Genomic DNA, 17938 nt, shown 5'->3' on the forward strand with positions numbered 1-17938 from the left:
TATCTGGGTTTATTCTTGATAACTTGGCCTATAAATTAAACTTGTTTTTGGCTAGCAACCTGCGCTTGGTACAAGCTTAAAAGCTCCTTACAAGCCAGCATTGAGATATTTTTTGCAAAACCTTCGTCAAACCAAAAGTCATAAACTGATTGGATAATGGCTTTCACCGCTCCCGCATTTTCTGGGTTTTGTTCTGTTAGTTTCATTGCAATGTCTTGCGCTTGTATATCCGACTCACTATAGGGCGCATTCCAGCCCACGCCATAACGATAGAGCACATCATTGATCGCCAATATGAATATGGCATTGGACACCCCAAATGAACCGATAAGTCTTTCAAGCATTACACAGCGCTCTTCATAAATACTGACTTCTATCGGCATATCCACTCGCTCAAACAGACAATCACAACTCGCTATATGCGAGGGCTTGCTAAAATCCTCCCATAACAATGGATAAGTTTCTCGAATCCCACCCTTTTCCACCACATTAAATTGCCAAATCGCATAATGAGTATCTGGCCCATTGTAAGGCACATGTATAAACCACTGCATCATCGCATCACTGTCATACATGATATGAGTATTACCAATTCGCACACCCTGCTTAGGCAGTACATCCTGATACACGCTATGTATGTCATCACTATAGAACTTTACTTTACGTAAGTTTTCATCACTGGTATCGCCCAACTTCGCTCGTGCTTCGTTTATATTTCGATAGGGTTTAAAGGGTGCTACCCATCTAAGTGTTTCATTAGTATTGTTCACAAAGTAAATGTCATCTTCATAATTGTTTACAGAAACTGTTTCGAGGTAAAACAATGGCTGTTTTCGTACTCGGTCTTTCTCATCATTTGCTAGTGCCGTTATACCAGACAGTTTTGAGCCACTCGACCACTTAAAGTTATCTATACGCTTTTGTTCAAACTGATACGTTAATGTCGTCATCGTTGTATCCTTATTATTTTGATTTTGGTTTGCATGTGGCTTCATTTTTATTGTTTGATCTGAATGCTTATTTCAAGCCAACCGAGTATATTTGCCATTGTTTAAATGACGTCATTATCTATAAAGTTAAGTAAATTAATCGACTTGGTGAGGTAGTATCTTTTTAATATTGATAGACTTTTTAGCCACAATTTTTCGCTGTTACATCGCTTATATTTTTGCAATGTTAACGAGATTTTTTCTGCTAAATTTTTTGTTTATTAATAAATATGATTTTTTGGGTTTGTGCAGGCGCAGAAGTTTAGGATTAAACGTAAATAACATTACTAGAAAGACTTAGCTAAGATAGCGTTTTAAAAACTCAGTTGAGAAGTGAAGCATTGCGCTCCGAGAGTTAACTGATTTTTATCTCATGTTATTCTGCCTTATTCAATAACTATAATATAAACTTATATTAAAATACAGCTGTTTAAAACCGTCTACGACAACTGGTGTCGCTTTTATTTAAACAAATTGTAGTTGAGTCGTTAGCAAGCATTCCAACGCAATAAGTACAATTAGCGACAGTTGCATATTGTTCAAGTATTTTAGTAAATACCCGATTAACAATCCTTATCAGAAAACACCTTAAACACATTTCACGATCCTCTTTGACTTGCTATCTTGCACCGCGACCCTTGTATTACCAAATGTCTACCCCACCTTGAGTTATCACCCGTAGTATTAGCACCTGCTTTATATTGGATCTTATGACACATAACCTTGAGGCCAGCGCAAACGCTCGCCGAACTCAGTATTTTCAAGTATTTTTGATGGGCGTTAGTGCCTTCATTATGAACACCACAGAATTCGTTCCTGTGGCACTGCTCAGTGATATCGCTCAAGACTTCTGTATCACTACGGCGGAGACGGGATGGATGCTGACACTCTATGCTTGGATTGTCGCAGCGATGTCATTACCGCTGATGCTACTGACCAGCCGATTTGAGCGCAAACGATTGCTATTGGGAATTTTTGCGGTATTCATCGCCAGTCATGTGCTGTCTGTATTTGCATGGAGTTTTGACGTGCTGCTCATTAGCCGAGTCGGTATTGCACTATCGCATGCGATATTTTGGTCCATCACAGCAGCTATTGCCATACGCGTGGCTCCTGAAGGCAAAAAAGCGTTGGCACTCAGTGTACTGGCGACTGGCACTTCATTGGCAATGGTATTGGGTGTGCCGCTAGGTCGCTTAGTCGGTCAATGGTTCGGTTGGCGCGCCACCTTTGGCGGTATTGGTATCATTGCGCTGGTGGTATTTATGCTACAGGCGAGGCTGTTGCCCACGCTGCCCAGTATGTTTGAGGGGTCTTTCAGAAAAATTCCAGAACTACTCAAAAACCCACTATTGGTCTGCTTATATTTGCTTATCTTATTGGTCTTTACCGCCCACTATACGGCGTATTCTTATATAGAGCCGTTTATGCGTCAGGTTGGTAACATCAGCGAAAACGCAGCGACTTTTGTGTTGCTGCTGTTTGGCGCGGCAGGTATTTTGGGTAGTATTATATTTAGTCGTTGGGGCGATAGGTTCAATACTCAGTTGATGCTGATGTCGACGATATTGATACTGGTAGCGATGCTGACACTATTGTTTGCCGTAACCTCAGTATGGGCGCTTAGTATCAACGCCATACTGTGGGGCACGGCGCTCATGCTACTGATCATCTCAATGCAGGCCAAAGTCATCATGGTGGATGTCAACGCCCAAGACATGCTCATGTCGATGTTCTCAGGTATCATTAATCTAGGAATCGGAACGGGGGCACTATTCGGCGGTTATGCTGTCACCCACATCTCACTGTCTAGCGTGGGCTATGCGGGTGCTGCGATTGCCAGCCTTGCGCTACTGCTCATGCTATTTATGATAAAACGTTTTCCTGAGCTGAGTTGGCGACTGGGTTAGCCAAAGCCAATATCAAAAGATAGTCATAAAAGAATAGTAGTCAACATGCCAGCCATATAAACGGGCTGGTATTTTTTTATCATTGTCTCTTAGATCATTGCAAGAATTTACTTAAACATTCATTGAACGAACGTTCACGTATCGTTATACTGATTTCTATTGGACAAAAGTATGCTTAATCGATAAGCATACTCAATCAAAGATCGACGAAGATTGAGCACACAAGGATGCGTGTAAAATGAATGATATTAAAAACAAGGACGCTGTTGTCTACGGTCTGCCTTTAACGGCATTGAATATTGCCAATTTTCAGCTTGTTGGAGGTTGGTGATGCCTAACAGATCAATACAACGAGAGAACCAGAACAGCACCGCACCGCTTAGACTAGGCAATGTGCATTATGCTTGGATCGTCGCTATGACTGGGTCTGTGGCAATGTTCTGCGGACTAGGATTGGGGCGATTTGCCTTCGGTATGCTATTGCCCTCTATGTCATCTTCTTTGGGGCTGAATTACACCCAAAGTGGCCTATTGGGATTTACCAACCTAATAGGCTATCTCGTCGCCGTACTTCTGAGTCCATTGGTACTACCGCGACTTGGCACTCGCAATACCGCGACAGCCAGTCTGCTCCTTATTGCAGTTTCTATGCTTGGTATGGCTTTTACGACAGGGTTTCCAGCATTATGCGCACTCTATGTGCTGACAGGTATCGGTAGCGGCGGTGTGGTTTTACCGATGATGAGCGTCATGTCACATTGGTTTTTTCCATCGCATCGCGGACTTGCCTTAGGACTCGTCATGGCAGGCCCGGGATTTGGCATCATACTATCAGGTTTTGTGGTACCCAAACTTGTGCCCCTTTCAGGCCTACTATCTTGGCAGACAGGCTGGCTCATTTTTGCTGTTATCAATGTGGTAGTGGCTTTGCTGACTTTTACTTTGATTCGCAACCATCCAGATGATGTGAGGCAAGACCCTTTTGGGCGTATCCCTACCTCACCTGTCAAAAACAAAAAAAGCTAGAACGCAGCAATATCAAGCTACTTGCACATTTGGGTATCATCTTTGCGATTTATGGTGCCACTTACATGGTTTACGTCACCTTTATCGTCACTAGCATGGTCGGCGCTTATCAACTGAGCGAAGCGACTGCTGGTGGCATTTGGGCATGGATTGGACTGCTTAGCATGTTTTCAGGCATGTTGTTTGGTTGGATCTCTGACCACATTGGCAGACGCCTTGGTCTTGCCTTGGCTTTTTTCTTCTTGGCTATCGCTTATCTGTTGGTCGGACTCACTGATTGGCAGTTAGGGCTGTATTTATCAATTGCCTTGTTTGGCATAGTGGTGTGGAGTGTTCCTGTCATCATGGCTGCCTCTGCAGGCGATTATTTTGGAGCGGCAGCCGCAGCAAGTGCGCTCGCGGCACTGACGTTTGCTTTTTCAGGTGGACAGGCGCTTGGACCTGTGCTGGCAGGTTATCTTGCAGAGATTACTGGGGACTTTAGTATCAGCTATCTACTATCTGGCATCGCAGCTTTTGTGGCACTTGGACTGTCTCTGTTGTTGCGTCCACAAAAATCAACTTGAGACTGCTATACGTACACTGATACTCCTAGCTATACGGGCACTGTTTTTGATAGCGCTTTTTCTGTAATGCCTTATATATCGCACTACTCTCTACGCTATGTATGATTAGAAATGTGTTGGGTTAAATATAGAGATGGCTCAGTTAAAATAGCTGACCTAAAAAGTTGCAATCTCCATATGCATCATATACTTACCGCTTCTCTATAATAGAGGACCGTAATTAATTGCTACAGATTTTTTAAAGCTTTGCAACTGATATTTTGACCGCTATGTTCTTTTATTTTTGCTATCAAAAGGATTGATAGCTTGCCCAAAAGCGGTTACACTCGGCTGACAAACTATTACATTTACGACAAGGAAGTCGCTATGTCTCGTCACACCCTTCTCCCCGCAGTCAGTCAGACTACGCTCAAAACGCTCACCAAAAGCATGTTAGCCATTACGCTATGTACGGCAGGATTTGCTCACGCTAATGATTATAATAGCGTGACTTTTTTTGGTGATAGCTTGACCGATGGCGGCTATTTTAGCCAAGTTGTGCCAGGTCCTGCTCAGTTCACTACTAATCCTGATAATACCTGGGCGACCTCATTTGCTGAACAGCTAGGTACAACCGCTACCCCTGTGGTGTTTGGTAGTCCTCAAACTGGCAATAACTATGCTATTGGCGGTGCAAGAGCAGGTGAAGATGAAGTGTTCCCTGGTGGTGTTCCCATTGCTTCTGCCAATAGCCAAGTCAGTAATTACTTAGCTGATAACAACGTCGATCCTAATGGACTCTATGTGGTGTGGGCAGGGGCAAATGATTTGCTGGCGGCGGGTGAAGACTCTGATAATGCTCAAGCTACCATACTAGGCGCAGTAGCCAGCCAGATCGATACGATTAATACTCTAAAGGATAATGGCGCAAACTACATTTTAGTGCCTAATATTCCTGATGTTGGCCTGACGCCTAGATTTCTTCCAGATCCAAGTTTAGAAGGACAAGAGCTCGCAGACGCTTTAGCCGCCCAAGGGGCTGCAACTGGCGCAACTGGTCTATACAATCAATTTATGCTCAGTGGCGTGGCGGGTACTGGGGCTAATATCATACCCCTAGATATGTTTAGCTTGTCACGAGAAATCATTGCATCACCTGCTCAGTATGGCTTTACCAATGTTACTGATGAAGCCTGCGGTGACAATAATAGCTCTCTAACTTGTGGACCTGATGATCTTGTAGAGGCAAATGCTAATGAAACCTACTTCTTCGCTGATGGTATCCATCCTACAGGGCGCACTCATCAATTGATTGCAGATTATGCAAATGCGGTTGTTACGGCACCAAGTCTAATAGGCGTTTTGCCTCATATTGCGACGACCACTGGACTGGCAACCAATGAGCGCTTGCAGTCACACATTAATCAAGTCCAAAATAGCGTGCAAAAACCTGCCCGTACCCTATGGGCAGTCGGTGAAGTTGCCAATCAAGAGATTGCAGGGTTTGACGGTGACAATAACACTCAGGTATTGCTTGGTGTAGATTTTGCTCATCCAAACTCAGCCAACGCGGTGACAGGTTTATATGGCCATATCACCCAAAAAGACTTTGAAGACTCCGATGTCGGTACTGGTTTGAGCGACATTGATCTTGGAGAGGTTGGTTTTGGTGTCTACCATAGCAACAACCTTGGCGGTTTACAGCTCAATGGTGCTGCAGGGTTTGGCAACATGGATGTCGATGTTACACGTAATGTCACACTTGGTGGCAACCGACAACAGTTTGAGTCAAATGCTGATGGCAAGCGCTTCTATGCCAATGTACAGGCAGGCTACCCTATGCAAGTCAGTCGCATTGCCATCACACCTTATATCGGCGCAACAGCAAGCCGCGTAAAAATCGACGGACTCAAAGAAAAAGAGATGTCTGGCATTGCTATGCAGTTTGATGAACAAAAATACTCTACGACATATGGCAAGCTTGGGCTAAAAGCCAATCATACCTTGATGGAAAACCTCAACGTATTTGGTGATATTCATTACCAAAAGCAGCTGAGTGATAATCGCGATGCGGTAACCGCACGTTTGAATACGCTACCGAACATAAGCTTTGAGACGCCTACGATCGAAACTGATGATGATAACGTTGCTATGACACTTGGCCTGTCTAGAAGCTTTGGCTTGTTGAACGCCAATGCTGGCGTCACGCATTCACAAGGTAATGATGACGACTCAACCAGCTTATTTGTTGGTCTTAGCGGTGCCTTCTAAACAACTAGCGAATCTTTAATAATGGAATACGGTATAGGTGATAACTAATCCCCTATACCGATTTTTATTTTAGAATACCTACAATTGTTCTTACCGCGTAGCACCTTCTACTGCTTATTACCTTCTACTGCAAATATGTCTTAACAACAAAATCTGATATAGCAAACCTTCTAAAAATCTACTTTACCGCGTAAGGCTTTTGTTTTACCACGCTGGGTTTTTTGGTCTACGCGTTTGCGTTTGGCGTTTCTACTAGGTTTGGTCGGTTTTCTGGTTTTATTGACGTAAGTGGCTTTTGTGATAAAGCTCTGCAGTCGCTCAAGTGCATCAATCTTATTACGCTCCTGCGTACGAAACTGCTGCGCTTTTATGATGAGCACACCTTCTTTGGTGATGCGGCTATCTTTGCTGTCTAGCAATCGCCGCTTGTATTCGTCGCTCAGACTTGAGGAATGAATATCAAAACGCAGATGAATGGCAGAGGATACTTTGTTGACATTCTGCCCGCCTGCACCTTGTGCGCGTATCGCACTGATTTCAACCTCGTTGTCATTGAGGCTGATACGGTTGTTGATAAATATCATAGTATGCTTTTGTAGAGTATGGATAGATGTCGTCCATGATATCGTATTATAGATTTGCCTGCTACTTTGCCAGTAGATGGTTCAATAGTTGACGACTGCGTGCAATCACTGGTGCATCCACCATTTCTCCCTCTATTTTGAACACGGCCCGCCCGCTGCGCTCGTACTCATCCAGCACACGCTGAGCAAAGGATAGTGCCTCAGCTGTTGGCTGTAATGTCTGCTGAACGACAGCCACTTGTTTGGGATGAATACATAGCATCCCTGATAGGCCCATCTGTGACCAGAGCTGCACTCGCGCGCTCAGCCCTATTTCATCTTTAAAATCAGGATAAATAGTATCGATAGGCGGTGACAACTGATGTACTGTTGACGTTAGAATGAGTTGATAACGAATCTGATTGGCGATAGTATCCGCAGCAGCTGTCCCTACTTGCACCTGCAGATCATTACACAAATCTAGAAACCCATAGCTGAATGCCACTAGCCCAACTGCCTTTGCCATGCTATCGATTTGGTACAACCCAATAGCACTCTCGATCAATGCGATGACAGGTAAGCTTGTGACCTGATGTACACTATTAATGTCTTCTGCTTTCTCAGCTTTGGCTAATACCACACCTGCTAAGTGTGGCATTTGCTGACACAGTACAATATCTTTGAAGAACGCTTCACTGCCTGCCTTGTTGATACGTACCCAAATCGGCTGATAACCTGCACTATTATGATATTGCTGTAATGATTCACGTGCGAATGCTTTATCCTCTGGAGCTACCGCATCTTCTAAATCTACGATGACCGCATCTGCACCACTAGCAAAGGCCTTGTCTACTCTATCCATTCGAGTCGCTGGTACAAATAGCCATGTTTTATTTTGAGATATTGTATTTATTTTATTTTTGATCACTGAATCCATGTATAACTCCATTATATTATCCAAGCGATTTTTAACGTGTCTATTATGCCACTATATAACTGATGATCATTTGAAATTATTGATTCATTTGACAGCACAAAACTAAGACTACTTAAAAATTAATCGAAAAATAAAAATAAAGAAACCGCATGAAAATCAATCTCATGCGGTCTTTGAGTCTAATGCAGTTTTACACAATTACTTTCTTATCTAACCTATGTCTTATAGTCGATTCAATTTAAAAGTAGTACAAGGCAACCGAGTGCAGATGTATATGTAATACTTCAAGCGAGGTTAACGCTGTAATACTTTTATAGTGGAATGACTATATAGATTATCTAATTAAGCCAGCATACCACCGTCAACAACAATAGTTGCACCAGTCGTATAGCTTGAGGCATCCGATACCAGATACAGTACGGTACCTGCCATCTCATCAGGGTCAGCTACGCGTCCTAGCGGAATCGAGTGTAGTGCCATTTTCAAGACTTTGTCGTTAGTCGTCAAGGCCGAGGCAAATTTGGTATCGGTCAAGCCTGGCAATAACGCATTGACACGAATATTTAGTGGACCACATTCTTTGGCAAATGCTTTGGTCATGCTAATGACGGCAGCTTTGGTGATTGAATAAATCCCTTGCTTGTCCCCTGCTACTAAGCCATTAACCGATGCTGTGTTTAAAATCACACCGCCGCCTTGCTCTTTCATCATTTTGCCAGCGGCAGTAGACATAAAGAAGTAACCACGGATATTTACTTCAACGGTTTTGTCAAAAGCGGCTAAATCTGTGTCTAAAATATGACCATAGTATGGGTTGGCTGCTGCATTATTGACCAAGATATCGATTTGACCAAATTCGCTTTTGATATGTGCAAACGTTGCGTCAATTTGCTCCATATCGCCCACATGACAAGCAAAAGCGCTTGCTTTATAACCATCAGCGACAATGCTGTCAGCAACTGCTTGGCAAGCGTCGATTTTGCGGCTAGAGACGATGACATGTGCGCCTCTTGATGCCAAGAGACGGGCAATAGATTCACCAATGCCTCGGCTAGCACCCGTTACTAGGGCAATCTTGCCCGTTAAATCAAATAAATCTTTCATCATTATTCCTTATATTTTTGGATATTTTATACGTGTGAGATTCACTGTTATACATAACTGTTATATATAGTAGTAGCTAAAGTCATTTAGTTACTGAGCTTTTATGTTTGAGCCTATATATTCAAGCCTCATTCACTGAACGCAGATAATCGCTGTCATAACTAACAGCGATTATCGAGCACTAATAAACTGAACAAAGAGCGCTCAACGATCACGGTTACGCTAGCATACCACCATCTAAGGTGAAGGCATGACCATTCATAAAGCTGCTTTCATCGCTGGCAAGCCATGCAATTGCACTAGAGATTTCACTGACGTTTCCTAGGCGGCGCAGTGGACTGGCCTTAATCGTTGCTTGCTGCGTACGCTCATCCATCGTTGCCATGGTATTGCGTACCATTGGCGTATCGATGAAGCTTGGGCAGACCGCATTAAAACGAATATTGGCGCGAGCGTATTCATGGGCTGCTGATTTGGTGAGACCCATAACTCCGTGTTTGGCAGCACTATAGGCTGAAATCATAGGCGCTGAGCGTAGACCTGCAATAGACGCTACGTTAATCACATGACCACCGCCACTCGGTAACATACACTTGACTGCGGCACGCATACAGTGCCAAACGCCTTTTAAATTCACGGCGATATTGCGATCAAACTCTTCATCACTCAGCTCATGCATCGGTGATGGTTTATGATCGATGCCGGCATTGTTTACCACCACGTCTAGACCGCCCAGCGTTTCCATGGCAAAATCAAATAACGCGCGCACTTCATCACCGCTGGTCACGTCTACTTTTTTGAAGACAATACTGTTACCAGCATCCTGACCTTGCTGCGCAACAGCAGCGCCCATCTCTTCTGCCATATCTCCGATGACCACTTTTGCGCCGCGACTGGCTAACAACAATGCACTTGCGGCACCAATGCCTGAGGCACCACCCGTGATCAAAACTCGCTTGCCAGCTACATTACTAGCTACGTCTGATGCAATTCCATTTGTATTTGATGTCATGATTTATCCCTCTACCTTAAGTACTAGTTTGCCGAAGTTTTCACCGTTAAAGAGCATCATAAGCGTATCAGGGAACGTCTCAATACCCTTAACAATATGATCTTTCACTTTCATGTCGCCTGACTGAATCCAGCCTGCAATTTCTTTCATGGCGATTGGATATTCTTTGATATTATCGAACACCACGATGCCTTCCATCCGAGCACGATTGACAAGTAGTGACAGATAGTTCGATGGACCTTCGACCGCTGTGGTGTTGTTGTATTGACTAATCGCACCGCAGATTACGATACGCGCACGCAGGTTAATTTGCGTAAGTACATCATTCAAGATATCACCGCCAACGTTATCGAAATAGACATCGACGCCGTTTGGACAGGTTTTTTTCAGTGCTTTTTTCACGTCTTCGTTTTTGTAGTCAATCGTTGCATCAAACCCAAGCTCATCGATCAAGAATTTACACTTCTCAGCCCCGCCTGCAATACCGACGACGCGGCAACCTTTGATCTTGGCAATTTGACCGACCAAGCTACCCACAGCACCAGCAGCACCAGAGACAACAACGGTCTCGCCTGCCTTTGGCTGACCTGTTTTTAGCAAACCAAAATACCCTGTCATACCTGGCATACCAAGTACGCCTAGGTAATAGGACAACGGCGCTAGGTTTGGATCGACTTTATGCAACCCAGTACCATCACTTACCGCATACGACTGCACGCCATTGTGTCCTGCCACATAGTCACCGACAGCGAACTTTTCATGTTTACTCTCGATCACTTCACCGACCGTACCACCGCGCATCACATCACCAATCTGTACCGGCTCGATATAGGATTTTGCATCATTTAGCCAGCCGCGCATAGCAGGATCGATAGAGATATAGTCAACTCTAATCAGTAATTGACCGTCACTGATAGTCGGTACTTCTGTTTCGGTATAATCCCAAGTCTCAGCACTTGGTGCACCAACAGGTCTTGCTTTTAGGCGCCATTGTTTGTTTATCGTTGTCATGTCTCTTTCCTTAGAGTTGTACTTAGAACCAATCCGCTTGCATATCAGTACAAACAGCGTTGGTGTTGGTTAATATCTCGATATCGCGCTTGATTAATGGCAGCTCCCAATCGATGAAATACTTAGCCGCTTGTATTTTGCCCTTATAAAAGTTCTGCTGCTCAGTATCTTGGGTAGTGCTTAGTAGCTGCTCGGCTTTACTGGCTTGGCGAATCCAAATCCAGCTCAATACGATTGAGGCAAAGATATTCATCAATGCTTGGGCATTACCAGTAAGCGTTAATGCGTCTTCTGTCTGCAACACTTTGCTTAGATGTACCAGCACTTCGTGTAGATGACCCATATAAGGTGTCAGTTTACCTGCAAGCGCTGCACTCTCAGGCGTGGTGATGCTCTCTAGGTCTTGGGTGATTTCACGCTTTAGGATTTGAATACCCAAACCACCTTTTTGCCACAACTTACGAAATGACAAATCTAAGGCCTGTACACCATTTGTGCCTTCATGAATCGGATTTAGGCGATTGTCACGCCAAAACTGCTCAGCATGATACTCACGCGTATAGCCTGCGCCGCCCAATACTTGAATACCCAAATCATTGGCTTTAGGACCATACTCAGATGGCCATGCTTTTAGTACTGGCGTGAGGAGGTCTAACAGTTCGGTGAGCTCATTTTTTAGTGTTTCATCTTCACAGGTATTGATACGGTCAATCAGATTTGAGCCGTATAGGCATAATGAGATACCGCCTTCAGAATAAGCTTTTTGGGCCAGTAGCATGCGTTTTACATCGCCGTGCTGAATGATAGCAGTCGCATCGTCTTCAGGTTTGTTATTCGGTGCAATTCGACCTTGGGTACGGTCTTTGGCATAATCTAGCGAATACTGATAACCGCGATAGCCGATCATCGATGCACCAAAACCAACAGCAATACGTGCCTCATTCATCATCTTGAACATATAGCGCAGACCAAAGTGCTCATCACCAATCAGATAACCATAGCACTCGCCTTCATCACCGAAGCTCAATGCGGTAGAGGTCGCCCCTCTATACCCAAGCTTGTGAATCAGTCCTGTCAGATGCACATCGTTACGCTCACCAACAGACAAGTCATCGTTCAAGCGATATTTCGGTACGGCAAATAAAGAGATGCCTTTGACCCCACCTGGACCGCCTGGAACTTTGGCCAATACCAAATGCACGATATTGTCAGACAATTCGTGATCGCCGCCTGAGATATAAATTTTGCTACCTTTGACACGGTACGAGCCGTCGTCTTGTTTGACTGCAGTAGTCTTGATATCAGCAAGTGATGAGCCAGCATGTGGCTCGGTCAGCGCCATGGTTCCAGTGAACTCACCTGTTAACATACGCGGCATGAAGGCAGCTTTGATCTCGTCGCTAGCAAAATGCGAGATGACGTTGATTGCGGCAGTTGTCAAAAATGGATAAGCCGTTGTCGACGGGTTGGCTGCCATAAAGTAGCCTGCCACGGCAGTCATGACGGTTTCAGGCAATTGCATGCCGCCATCTTCGAAACTGTAACGACCGGCGATAAAGCCAGATTCGCGAAAGGCGTCAAAAGCAACTTTGACATCGCTGATCATGCTGACTTTTTTGCCATCGAACTGAGGCTCGTCCTTGTCTGCAATATGATTGTGCGGCAAAAATAAATCGGTTGCGATTTTGTTTGCGGTCTCCAATACTGCGTCAAACGTCTCGCGGCTATGTTCTGAAAACTTTGAGTGTTCGGTGAGTGTTTCAGTACCTAGTACATCATACAACTGGAACGGTAACTCAAAGTCATTGAGGAGGGTATCTGCTGCCATAGTATTCTCGCTAACGAATTAAATGTGGTTATCAATTGATATTAATCTAATTTAACCCGCCTCCGTATTGTCATTTATGACATAATTATGGTCAAATAAGACAGATATGGCGTACACAGTTGGACAAAAACACCAACCAAATGGCTGTTTTGGTACATATATCAATGGAGAGTTAGTGGCTGATGCCTTACTTCAAACCTTTTAAAATGATTATCCTTGGCTTCGATGGCGTACTTGGTAGTGTCCTCTCTGGCGCATTGGATTTATTTTCGTTTACAGGCGTCAGCTGGCAACGGTTCTCAAATGAGTCTGTAGAGCCTCGGTTTAACGTGCAGATAGCAAGTCTAGGCGGCGGGGATATCAGATGTAGTAACCGTTTGATCATGCAAGCTCACTGCGATATTCAAGATGTGACAGAGTGCGATTTATTGCTCGTCCCTACTATTGGAGATTCTATTGACAAAGTATTGACGCAAAACAGCGAGCTGCTACCACACCTAGTGCGGCTTGCAAATACCAATGCTGATATTGCGAGTAATTGTAGCGGGGCGTTTTTTTTGGCAAAGGCAGGATTATTGGATCACAAAGTAGCCACTACTCACTGGGGCTACGCCAACAAGTTTAAGACAGATTTCCCACTGGTCGATTTGCAAGAAAACCAGTTTGTCACGCAGTCAAGAAGTCAGTCGAGTACTCAATCAGGCAATATATTCTGTGCGGCAGGTGGTAGTGCTTTTTATGACCTCGGGCTTTTATTAATAGAGCGTTACTGTGGCCGTGAGATGTCTACGCAAGTAGCAAAGACCCAAATTATCGATAGTAAAAGAGGCAGTCAAAACAGCTATACCAATGTGACTTTGCACAAACCACATTCGGATCATTTGATTAAACAAGTCCAAGACTACATAGAAGAAAACTTCCGCCAACCGTTACAGATCAGTAGCCTAGCTGCCATGATAAACATCACACCGCGGACGTTGAACAGACGCTTTCAGTCTTGCGTCGCGATGCGACCGATTGAGTATATTCAGGCTGTCAGAATCGAGCAGGCCAAACGCTTACTAGAGTTGGGCGACGTCTCGATAAAATCACTGGCCTATCAAGTTGGTTATGAGGACATCTCGTCATTTACCCGACTATTTAAACGTGCAACAGAGCTCACTCCTAAAGAGTATCAAGATAAGTTCTCGCGACTGGCGATTTAGTAATGCTAATGACTATTGGTTTAAAGTTAGTAGTTAGAGACTAATGCCCAATGCTTAGTATAAGTACTTAGTGCTTAGTGCTTAGTCCTTAGTCCTTAGTGCTAAGCGCTCAAGGGCTAAGCAGGCTGCCATAAGCCCTCTACATGAATAGCGTCAGCCTTGATAGTTGGATAGTCGCTAAATGCCAACTGATAGCCACCATCTGTAACAGGGCTAAGCTGGCACGTGGCGCCAAGTGGGAAGCTGTGCTTTTGGCCGATATGACCAAAACGCATACCACTATAAACCGGCAATCCTGTTAGTTCATGCAATTGGCGAATGACTGTGGCAACATCATAGCGCTTGTCATAACTGTCCTCGCCTGCACCAGACAACGCCCCAAATACAATCGCTTGTTGATGTTTAAATACACCTGCTAGGTACAAGTCGTATAACATACGCTCAATACGATATGCCTGCTCCCCCACGTCTTCTAAGAACACAATACCACCATCAATGCGAGGCAGATACTCACTACCTGCCAATGCAGATACCACGCTCAAATTACCACCCCAGATAGTACCTGTTATTGATTTTGGCTCACCACTTGCTAAGATACTAGGCAAATTTTGACTGGTCAAAGATGCGTCTTGTATGCTGATGGTTAAGCGAGGATTGATTAGCGCTTCGGCAAACTGCCGACAACTGACATGGTCGGGCGCTGATTTGCCAAACTCACTATAGAGCATGGGGGCCGCCAGCGAGCTCATTGACCCTTTTGCCAGTAATGCACACTGAAGAGCTGTCACATCGCTAAACCCTGCGAGTATCGTGCCGCGCTCTTTTGTGATACGCCCAAGTGTCACCCAATCAACCATGGGCAATAGTCGCATCGCACCGTAACCACCGCGGACACCAAGTAGGAGTTTTGGTGCCGCTATGGCACCAGTGGCAATATTCTGAAAGTCACTTGCCCGCTGGAAGTCCGTACCCGAAAAGCGCAAATACTGACGATTGGTAATTGCAGGATTGTTTACTTTAAACCCCGCACAAGCCATACGATCCAATGCCAATTGATTGCGATCGCTACTGCCGCCCACATTGGAGCTGGCAAAAATCCGTGTCTCAATGGTTGGGGTAATACAGCGCGTTTGGGTTAGTGACGACTGTGAGGGTAATGGTGATTGCGCACCCGATAGTGCCATCGGTAAATCGTCTTTGGTCAGCTGCGATATATTATTGGCATCGGCAGTACTCGCGGCAAGTACTTGAGAGATGCCTTGAGTCGCTAATACTGCTGTGCCTGCACCGATACCCACGTGACGCAAAAACTGCCGGCGGTTTAATCTGGTGCTGATACTAGTCGCTAGTTTTGAGCGCTCACTTTTAGCTAATAGAGTGTTTGAACCCATACGTTACTACTGCCTATATACTTTTATTTTTGTTGTTTATCTATGCTGTGCGATTTTGTACTGATATATATTTATCGCAAGACATACTTATGCCCATACCCGTTACTGTAGTCGTACGCTCATATTGTAACGTATCTCACCAGCAGACAAGTTGCCCAACCTTTACCTATATTTACTTTTTCGCTACCGAGACACACAATATAGGTCGATTGGATTTGTTACTGTAAATACGAATTCATCGAAAATAAAAAAAGGCAAAATTTATGTTTAATAAAAAAACGAACAAAGACAAAGCGCTTGACTCTAATTTGGAATATTTACTTAGTAAAGAAAGCAGGCTGAAAGAAAAGCTAGAAGACAGCGGATACCTTGAACCTTTTAGTGATGATCTGATGCTATTTATGAGTCTTGTCAAAGACTATTACAAAGGTGACTACCGTAAGATTCCTTTTAAAACCATTTCAGCTGGCGTTGTTGGTGCGATATATATGCTAAACCCAATTGATTTGATTCCTGATTCTATCCCATTCATCGGTCATATCGATGATGCACTGGTACTTAGATTTTGCTTAAAACAAGCCAAAAAAGATCTGCAAAAATACAAAGAATGGAAACAAGAACAATCAGATGCCAAAGCTAAGTCAGAAGCCAAAAAAGATGCCGATAAAAATAGTGACGACAAGGCTATTACTGATAAAGAAACTAACAGTGATAAGAAAGATGGCGACAAGAAAGACAGTGATGAAAACAGCGCCGACCTAAAAAAAGCATCATAGCCATTAATTAACTAATCCAAGTAATCAATCAAGTTTTATAGCGCATCAAAACCTGATAAAACTGTATTATCGAACAAGCTGATAAACCAAAGCCACGACCGTTCATTTAAGATTCGGTCGTGGCTTTTTGCTGTCAGCCCATCTACTGGCATGCTTTAATCAGGGACATCGTATCTCGCTTTTTCTGGATTGAGTCCGAACGAATAGACAAAGGTTGCCACCAAACTATTGATAATAATAAAAGGTAAATCAATCAAAGCATGACCAAGTGCATAACGACCAATCAACCACGAAACAATGAGCATAATGATAAAAAACCCACCCAAATATGCCAAAATAGCAGGGTGCTTTAGATTGTAGGGCTGTTCAGGTGTCGGCTGTTTTTCTAATACATAGGTTCTTATCGCCCAGCCCGCTGCATAAGAAAACCCGCCTAACACGACATAACTAAAAAAATTCATATTGCTTAACTCTGATGGTATGACTGTTTATAGCAAAATACGGTTTTAAGATACGATCTAAAAATACTGTCTTTTATCAATAATGCTGATGGACATCGTTTTAGATACTCTCATTGACATTATCGATAATAATATCAGCATGGGGATTACCTAAAATATCCGTATTGATATCATCACACTCTACTCGGTAGATAGTGTTGGCACCTCGGTAAATATAAGACAAGTACTCACTGTCCAACAGCGGGTCAATATTTGCATAGGAGGGCTTGACATGGGCCAGTACCAGCACTCGATCAGGACGACCAATAACTGCATCAACGTTGTCAGGGTCAATAGAGAAGAACTGCGGTATATCACTATTGTCAACCACCTCTAATATCTCAGGATTATCCCAAACACGTTTGGCTGTGGCCGGCTCTTTCATCTGCATCACCCAAGCGCCTTCTTGTTGGCTAACCTTTATCTGGGCGGGTTCGTCTTGGCTCACGGTATAGCAACCCTCAAAGACAGACAGGTCTGTCGCAACCTCACTATCTGCTTGAGTACTGCTATCATTACAAGCACTCAAAAAGAGCGCGCTACTGGCAGTCACACTGAGCATCAGATACGTCAGTCTTTTATAAGAAATGTTTGAGCGTAAGGACATAATAGGGTTACCCTGCAGTTATGTGTTAGAAGCTGTCTTTGAGCGAATCATTATTGCATAATCATCAAAGCGACGTTGTCAAAGCAATATTAAGGAGCCATCTAGAACCAATTACCTATAACTGGTCATCTATAACTAGTTATCTACAACTTAGTTTCGCTACTTTTTGCTACGGCGCTTGTGTGTGATGTTGCTGGCAGTACGCTAACGTTATTTTAACAGAAAACAATCAGGTTACTATTATGTTGTGAGTAGACAGAAGG

General features: G+C 43.9%; 16 protein-coding genes. 6 read left to right on the top strand and 10 right to left on the bottom strand.

Annotation, left to right across the window (positions count from 1 at the left end; all coding sequences use genetic code 11):
- Nucleotides 1-35: 35 nt before the first annotated feature.
- Nucleotides 36-950: a hypothetical protein gene (locus NJD71_RS02935; RefSeq protein ID WP_319050460.1), complete on the bottom strand. Its 915-nt coding sequence runs from the start codon at nucleotides 948-950 to the stop codon at nucleotides 36-38.
- 749 nt (nucleotides 951-1699) lie between these two features.
- On the opposite strand from NJD71_RS02935, the gene NJD71_RS02940 reads away from it, so the two are divergent.
- From NJD71_RS02940 to NJD71_RS02955, 4 genes are all read left to right on the top strand, one after another.
- Nucleotides 1700-2899, top strand: a complete 1200-nt coding sequence (locus NJD71_RS02940; protein ID WP_319050461.1) for a sugar transporter — start codon at nucleotides 1700-1702, stop codon at nucleotides 2897-2899.
- Nucleotides 2900-3229: 330 nt separating this feature from the next.
- On the top strand, nucleotides 3230-3925 hold the full coding sequence (locus NJD71_RS02945; RefSeq protein ID WP_319050462.1) for an MFS transporter: 696 nt from the start codon (nucleotides 3230-3232) through the stop codon (nucleotides 3923-3925).
- A gap of 11 nt (nucleotides 3926-3936) precedes the next feature.
- Nucleotides 3937-4491, top strand: coding sequence for an MFS transporter (locus NJD71_RS02950; RefSeq protein ID WP_319050661.1), 555 nt, complete (start codon nucleotides 3937-3939; stop codon nucleotides 4489-4491).
- A gap of 366 nt (nucleotides 4492-4857) precedes the next feature.
- Nucleotides 4858-6741: an autotransporter domain-containing protein gene (locus NJD71_RS02955; RefSeq protein ID WP_319050463.1), complete on the top strand. Its 1884-nt coding sequence runs from the start codon at nucleotides 4858-4860 to the stop codon at nucleotides 6739-6741.
- Between the two features lie 170 nt (nucleotides 6742-6911).
- Here the strand turns inward: NJD71_RS02955 and arfB are convergent, their stop codons facing one another.
- The 6 genes from arfB to NJD71_RS02985 all read right to left on the bottom strand — a co-directional run bounded on the left by arfB (nucleotide 6912) and on the right by NJD71_RS02985 (nucleotide 13196).
- On the bottom strand, nucleotides 6912-7325 hold the full coding sequence (gene arfB / locus NJD71_RS02960) for an alternative ribosome rescue aminoacyl-tRNA hydrolase ArfB (protein ID WP_319050464.1): 414 nt from the start codon (nucleotides 7323-7325) through the stop codon (nucleotides 6912-6914).
- 61 nt (nucleotides 7326-7386) lie between these two features.
- Nucleotides 7387-8241, bottom strand: a complete 855-nt coding sequence (locus tag NJD71_RS02965) for an HpcH/HpaI aldolase/citrate lyase family protein (RefSeq protein WP_319050465.1) — start codon at nucleotides 8239-8241, stop codon at nucleotides 7387-7389.
- A 342-nt stretch (nucleotides 8242-8583) separates the two neighbouring features.
- A complete protein-coding gene (locus NJD71_RS02970) occupies nucleotides 8584-9348 on the bottom strand; it encodes an SDR family oxidoreductase (RefSeq protein ID WP_319050466.1) in 765 nt (254 codons plus the stop codon).
- 214 nt (nucleotides 9349-9562) lie between these two features.
- The gene (locus NJD71_RS02975) at nucleotides 9563-10357 is read right to left on the bottom strand and encodes an SDR family NAD(P)-dependent oxidoreductase (protein WP_319050467.1); all 795 of its coding nucleotides are present in this window, start codon (nucleotides 10355-10357) and stop codon (nucleotides 9563-9565) included.
- Nucleotides 10358-10360: 3 nt separating this feature from the next.
- Nucleotides 10361-11368: an NADP-dependent oxidoreductase gene (locus tag NJD71_RS02980; RefSeq protein ID WP_319050468.1), complete on the bottom strand. Its 1008-nt coding sequence runs from the start codon at nucleotides 11366-11368 to the stop codon at nucleotides 10361-10363.
- Nucleotides 11369-11390: 22 nt separating this feature from the next.
- Nucleotides 11391-13196, bottom strand: coding sequence for an acyl-CoA dehydrogenase (locus NJD71_RS02985; RefSeq protein ID WP_319050469.1), 1806 nt, complete (start codon nucleotides 13194-13196; stop codon nucleotides 11391-11393).
- A gap of 182 nt (nucleotides 13197-13378) precedes the next feature.
- On the opposite strand from NJD71_RS02985, the gene NJD71_RS02990 reads away from it, so the two are divergent.
- Entirely contained in the window at nucleotides 13379-14401 is a 1023-nt protein-coding gene (locus NJD71_RS02990) for a GlxA family transcriptional regulator (RefSeq protein ID WP_319050470.1), read from the top strand.
- Nucleotides 14402-14517: 116 nt separating this feature from the next.
- Here NJD71_RS02990 and NJD71_RS02995 read toward each other — a convergent pair whose 3' ends face one another.
- A complete protein-coding gene (locus tag NJD71_RS02995; protein ID WP_319050471.1) occupies nucleotides 14518-15792 on the bottom strand; it encodes an LD-carboxypeptidase in 1275 nt (424 codons plus the stop codon).
- A gap of 263 nt (nucleotides 15793-16055) precedes the next feature.
- Between NJD71_RS02995 and NJD71_RS03000 the strand changes: the two genes are divergently transcribed.
- Nucleotides 16056-16568 (top strand): YkvA family protein, encoded by a 513-nt coding sequence (locus NJD71_RS03000; protein ID WP_319050472.1) that lies wholly within the window; start codon nucleotides 16056-16058, stop codon nucleotides 16566-16568.
- Between the two features lie 155 nt (nucleotides 16569-16723).
- On the opposite strand, the gene NJD71_RS03005 is transcribed toward NJD71_RS03000, so the two are convergent.
- Both NJD71_RS03005 and NJD71_RS03010 read right to left on the bottom strand, forming a co-directional pair.
- Nucleotides 16724-17029: a hypothetical protein gene (locus NJD71_RS03005; RefSeq protein WP_319050473.1), complete on the bottom strand. Its 306-nt coding sequence runs from the start codon at nucleotides 17027-17029 to the stop codon at nucleotides 16724-16726.
- A 100-nt stretch (nucleotides 17030-17129) separates the two neighbouring features.
- Nucleotides 17130-17675, bottom strand: coding sequence for a hypothetical protein (locus NJD71_RS03010; RefSeq protein ID WP_319050474.1), 546 nt, complete (start codon nucleotides 17673-17675; stop codon nucleotides 17130-17132).
- Nucleotides 17676-17938: the final 263 nt, after the last annotated feature.

Origin of the sequence: Psychrobacter sp. PP-21, assembly GCF_033790785.1 — a bacterium.
GTDB lineage: Bacteria > Pseudomonadota > Gammaproteobacteria > Pseudomonadales > Moraxellaceae > Psychrobacter.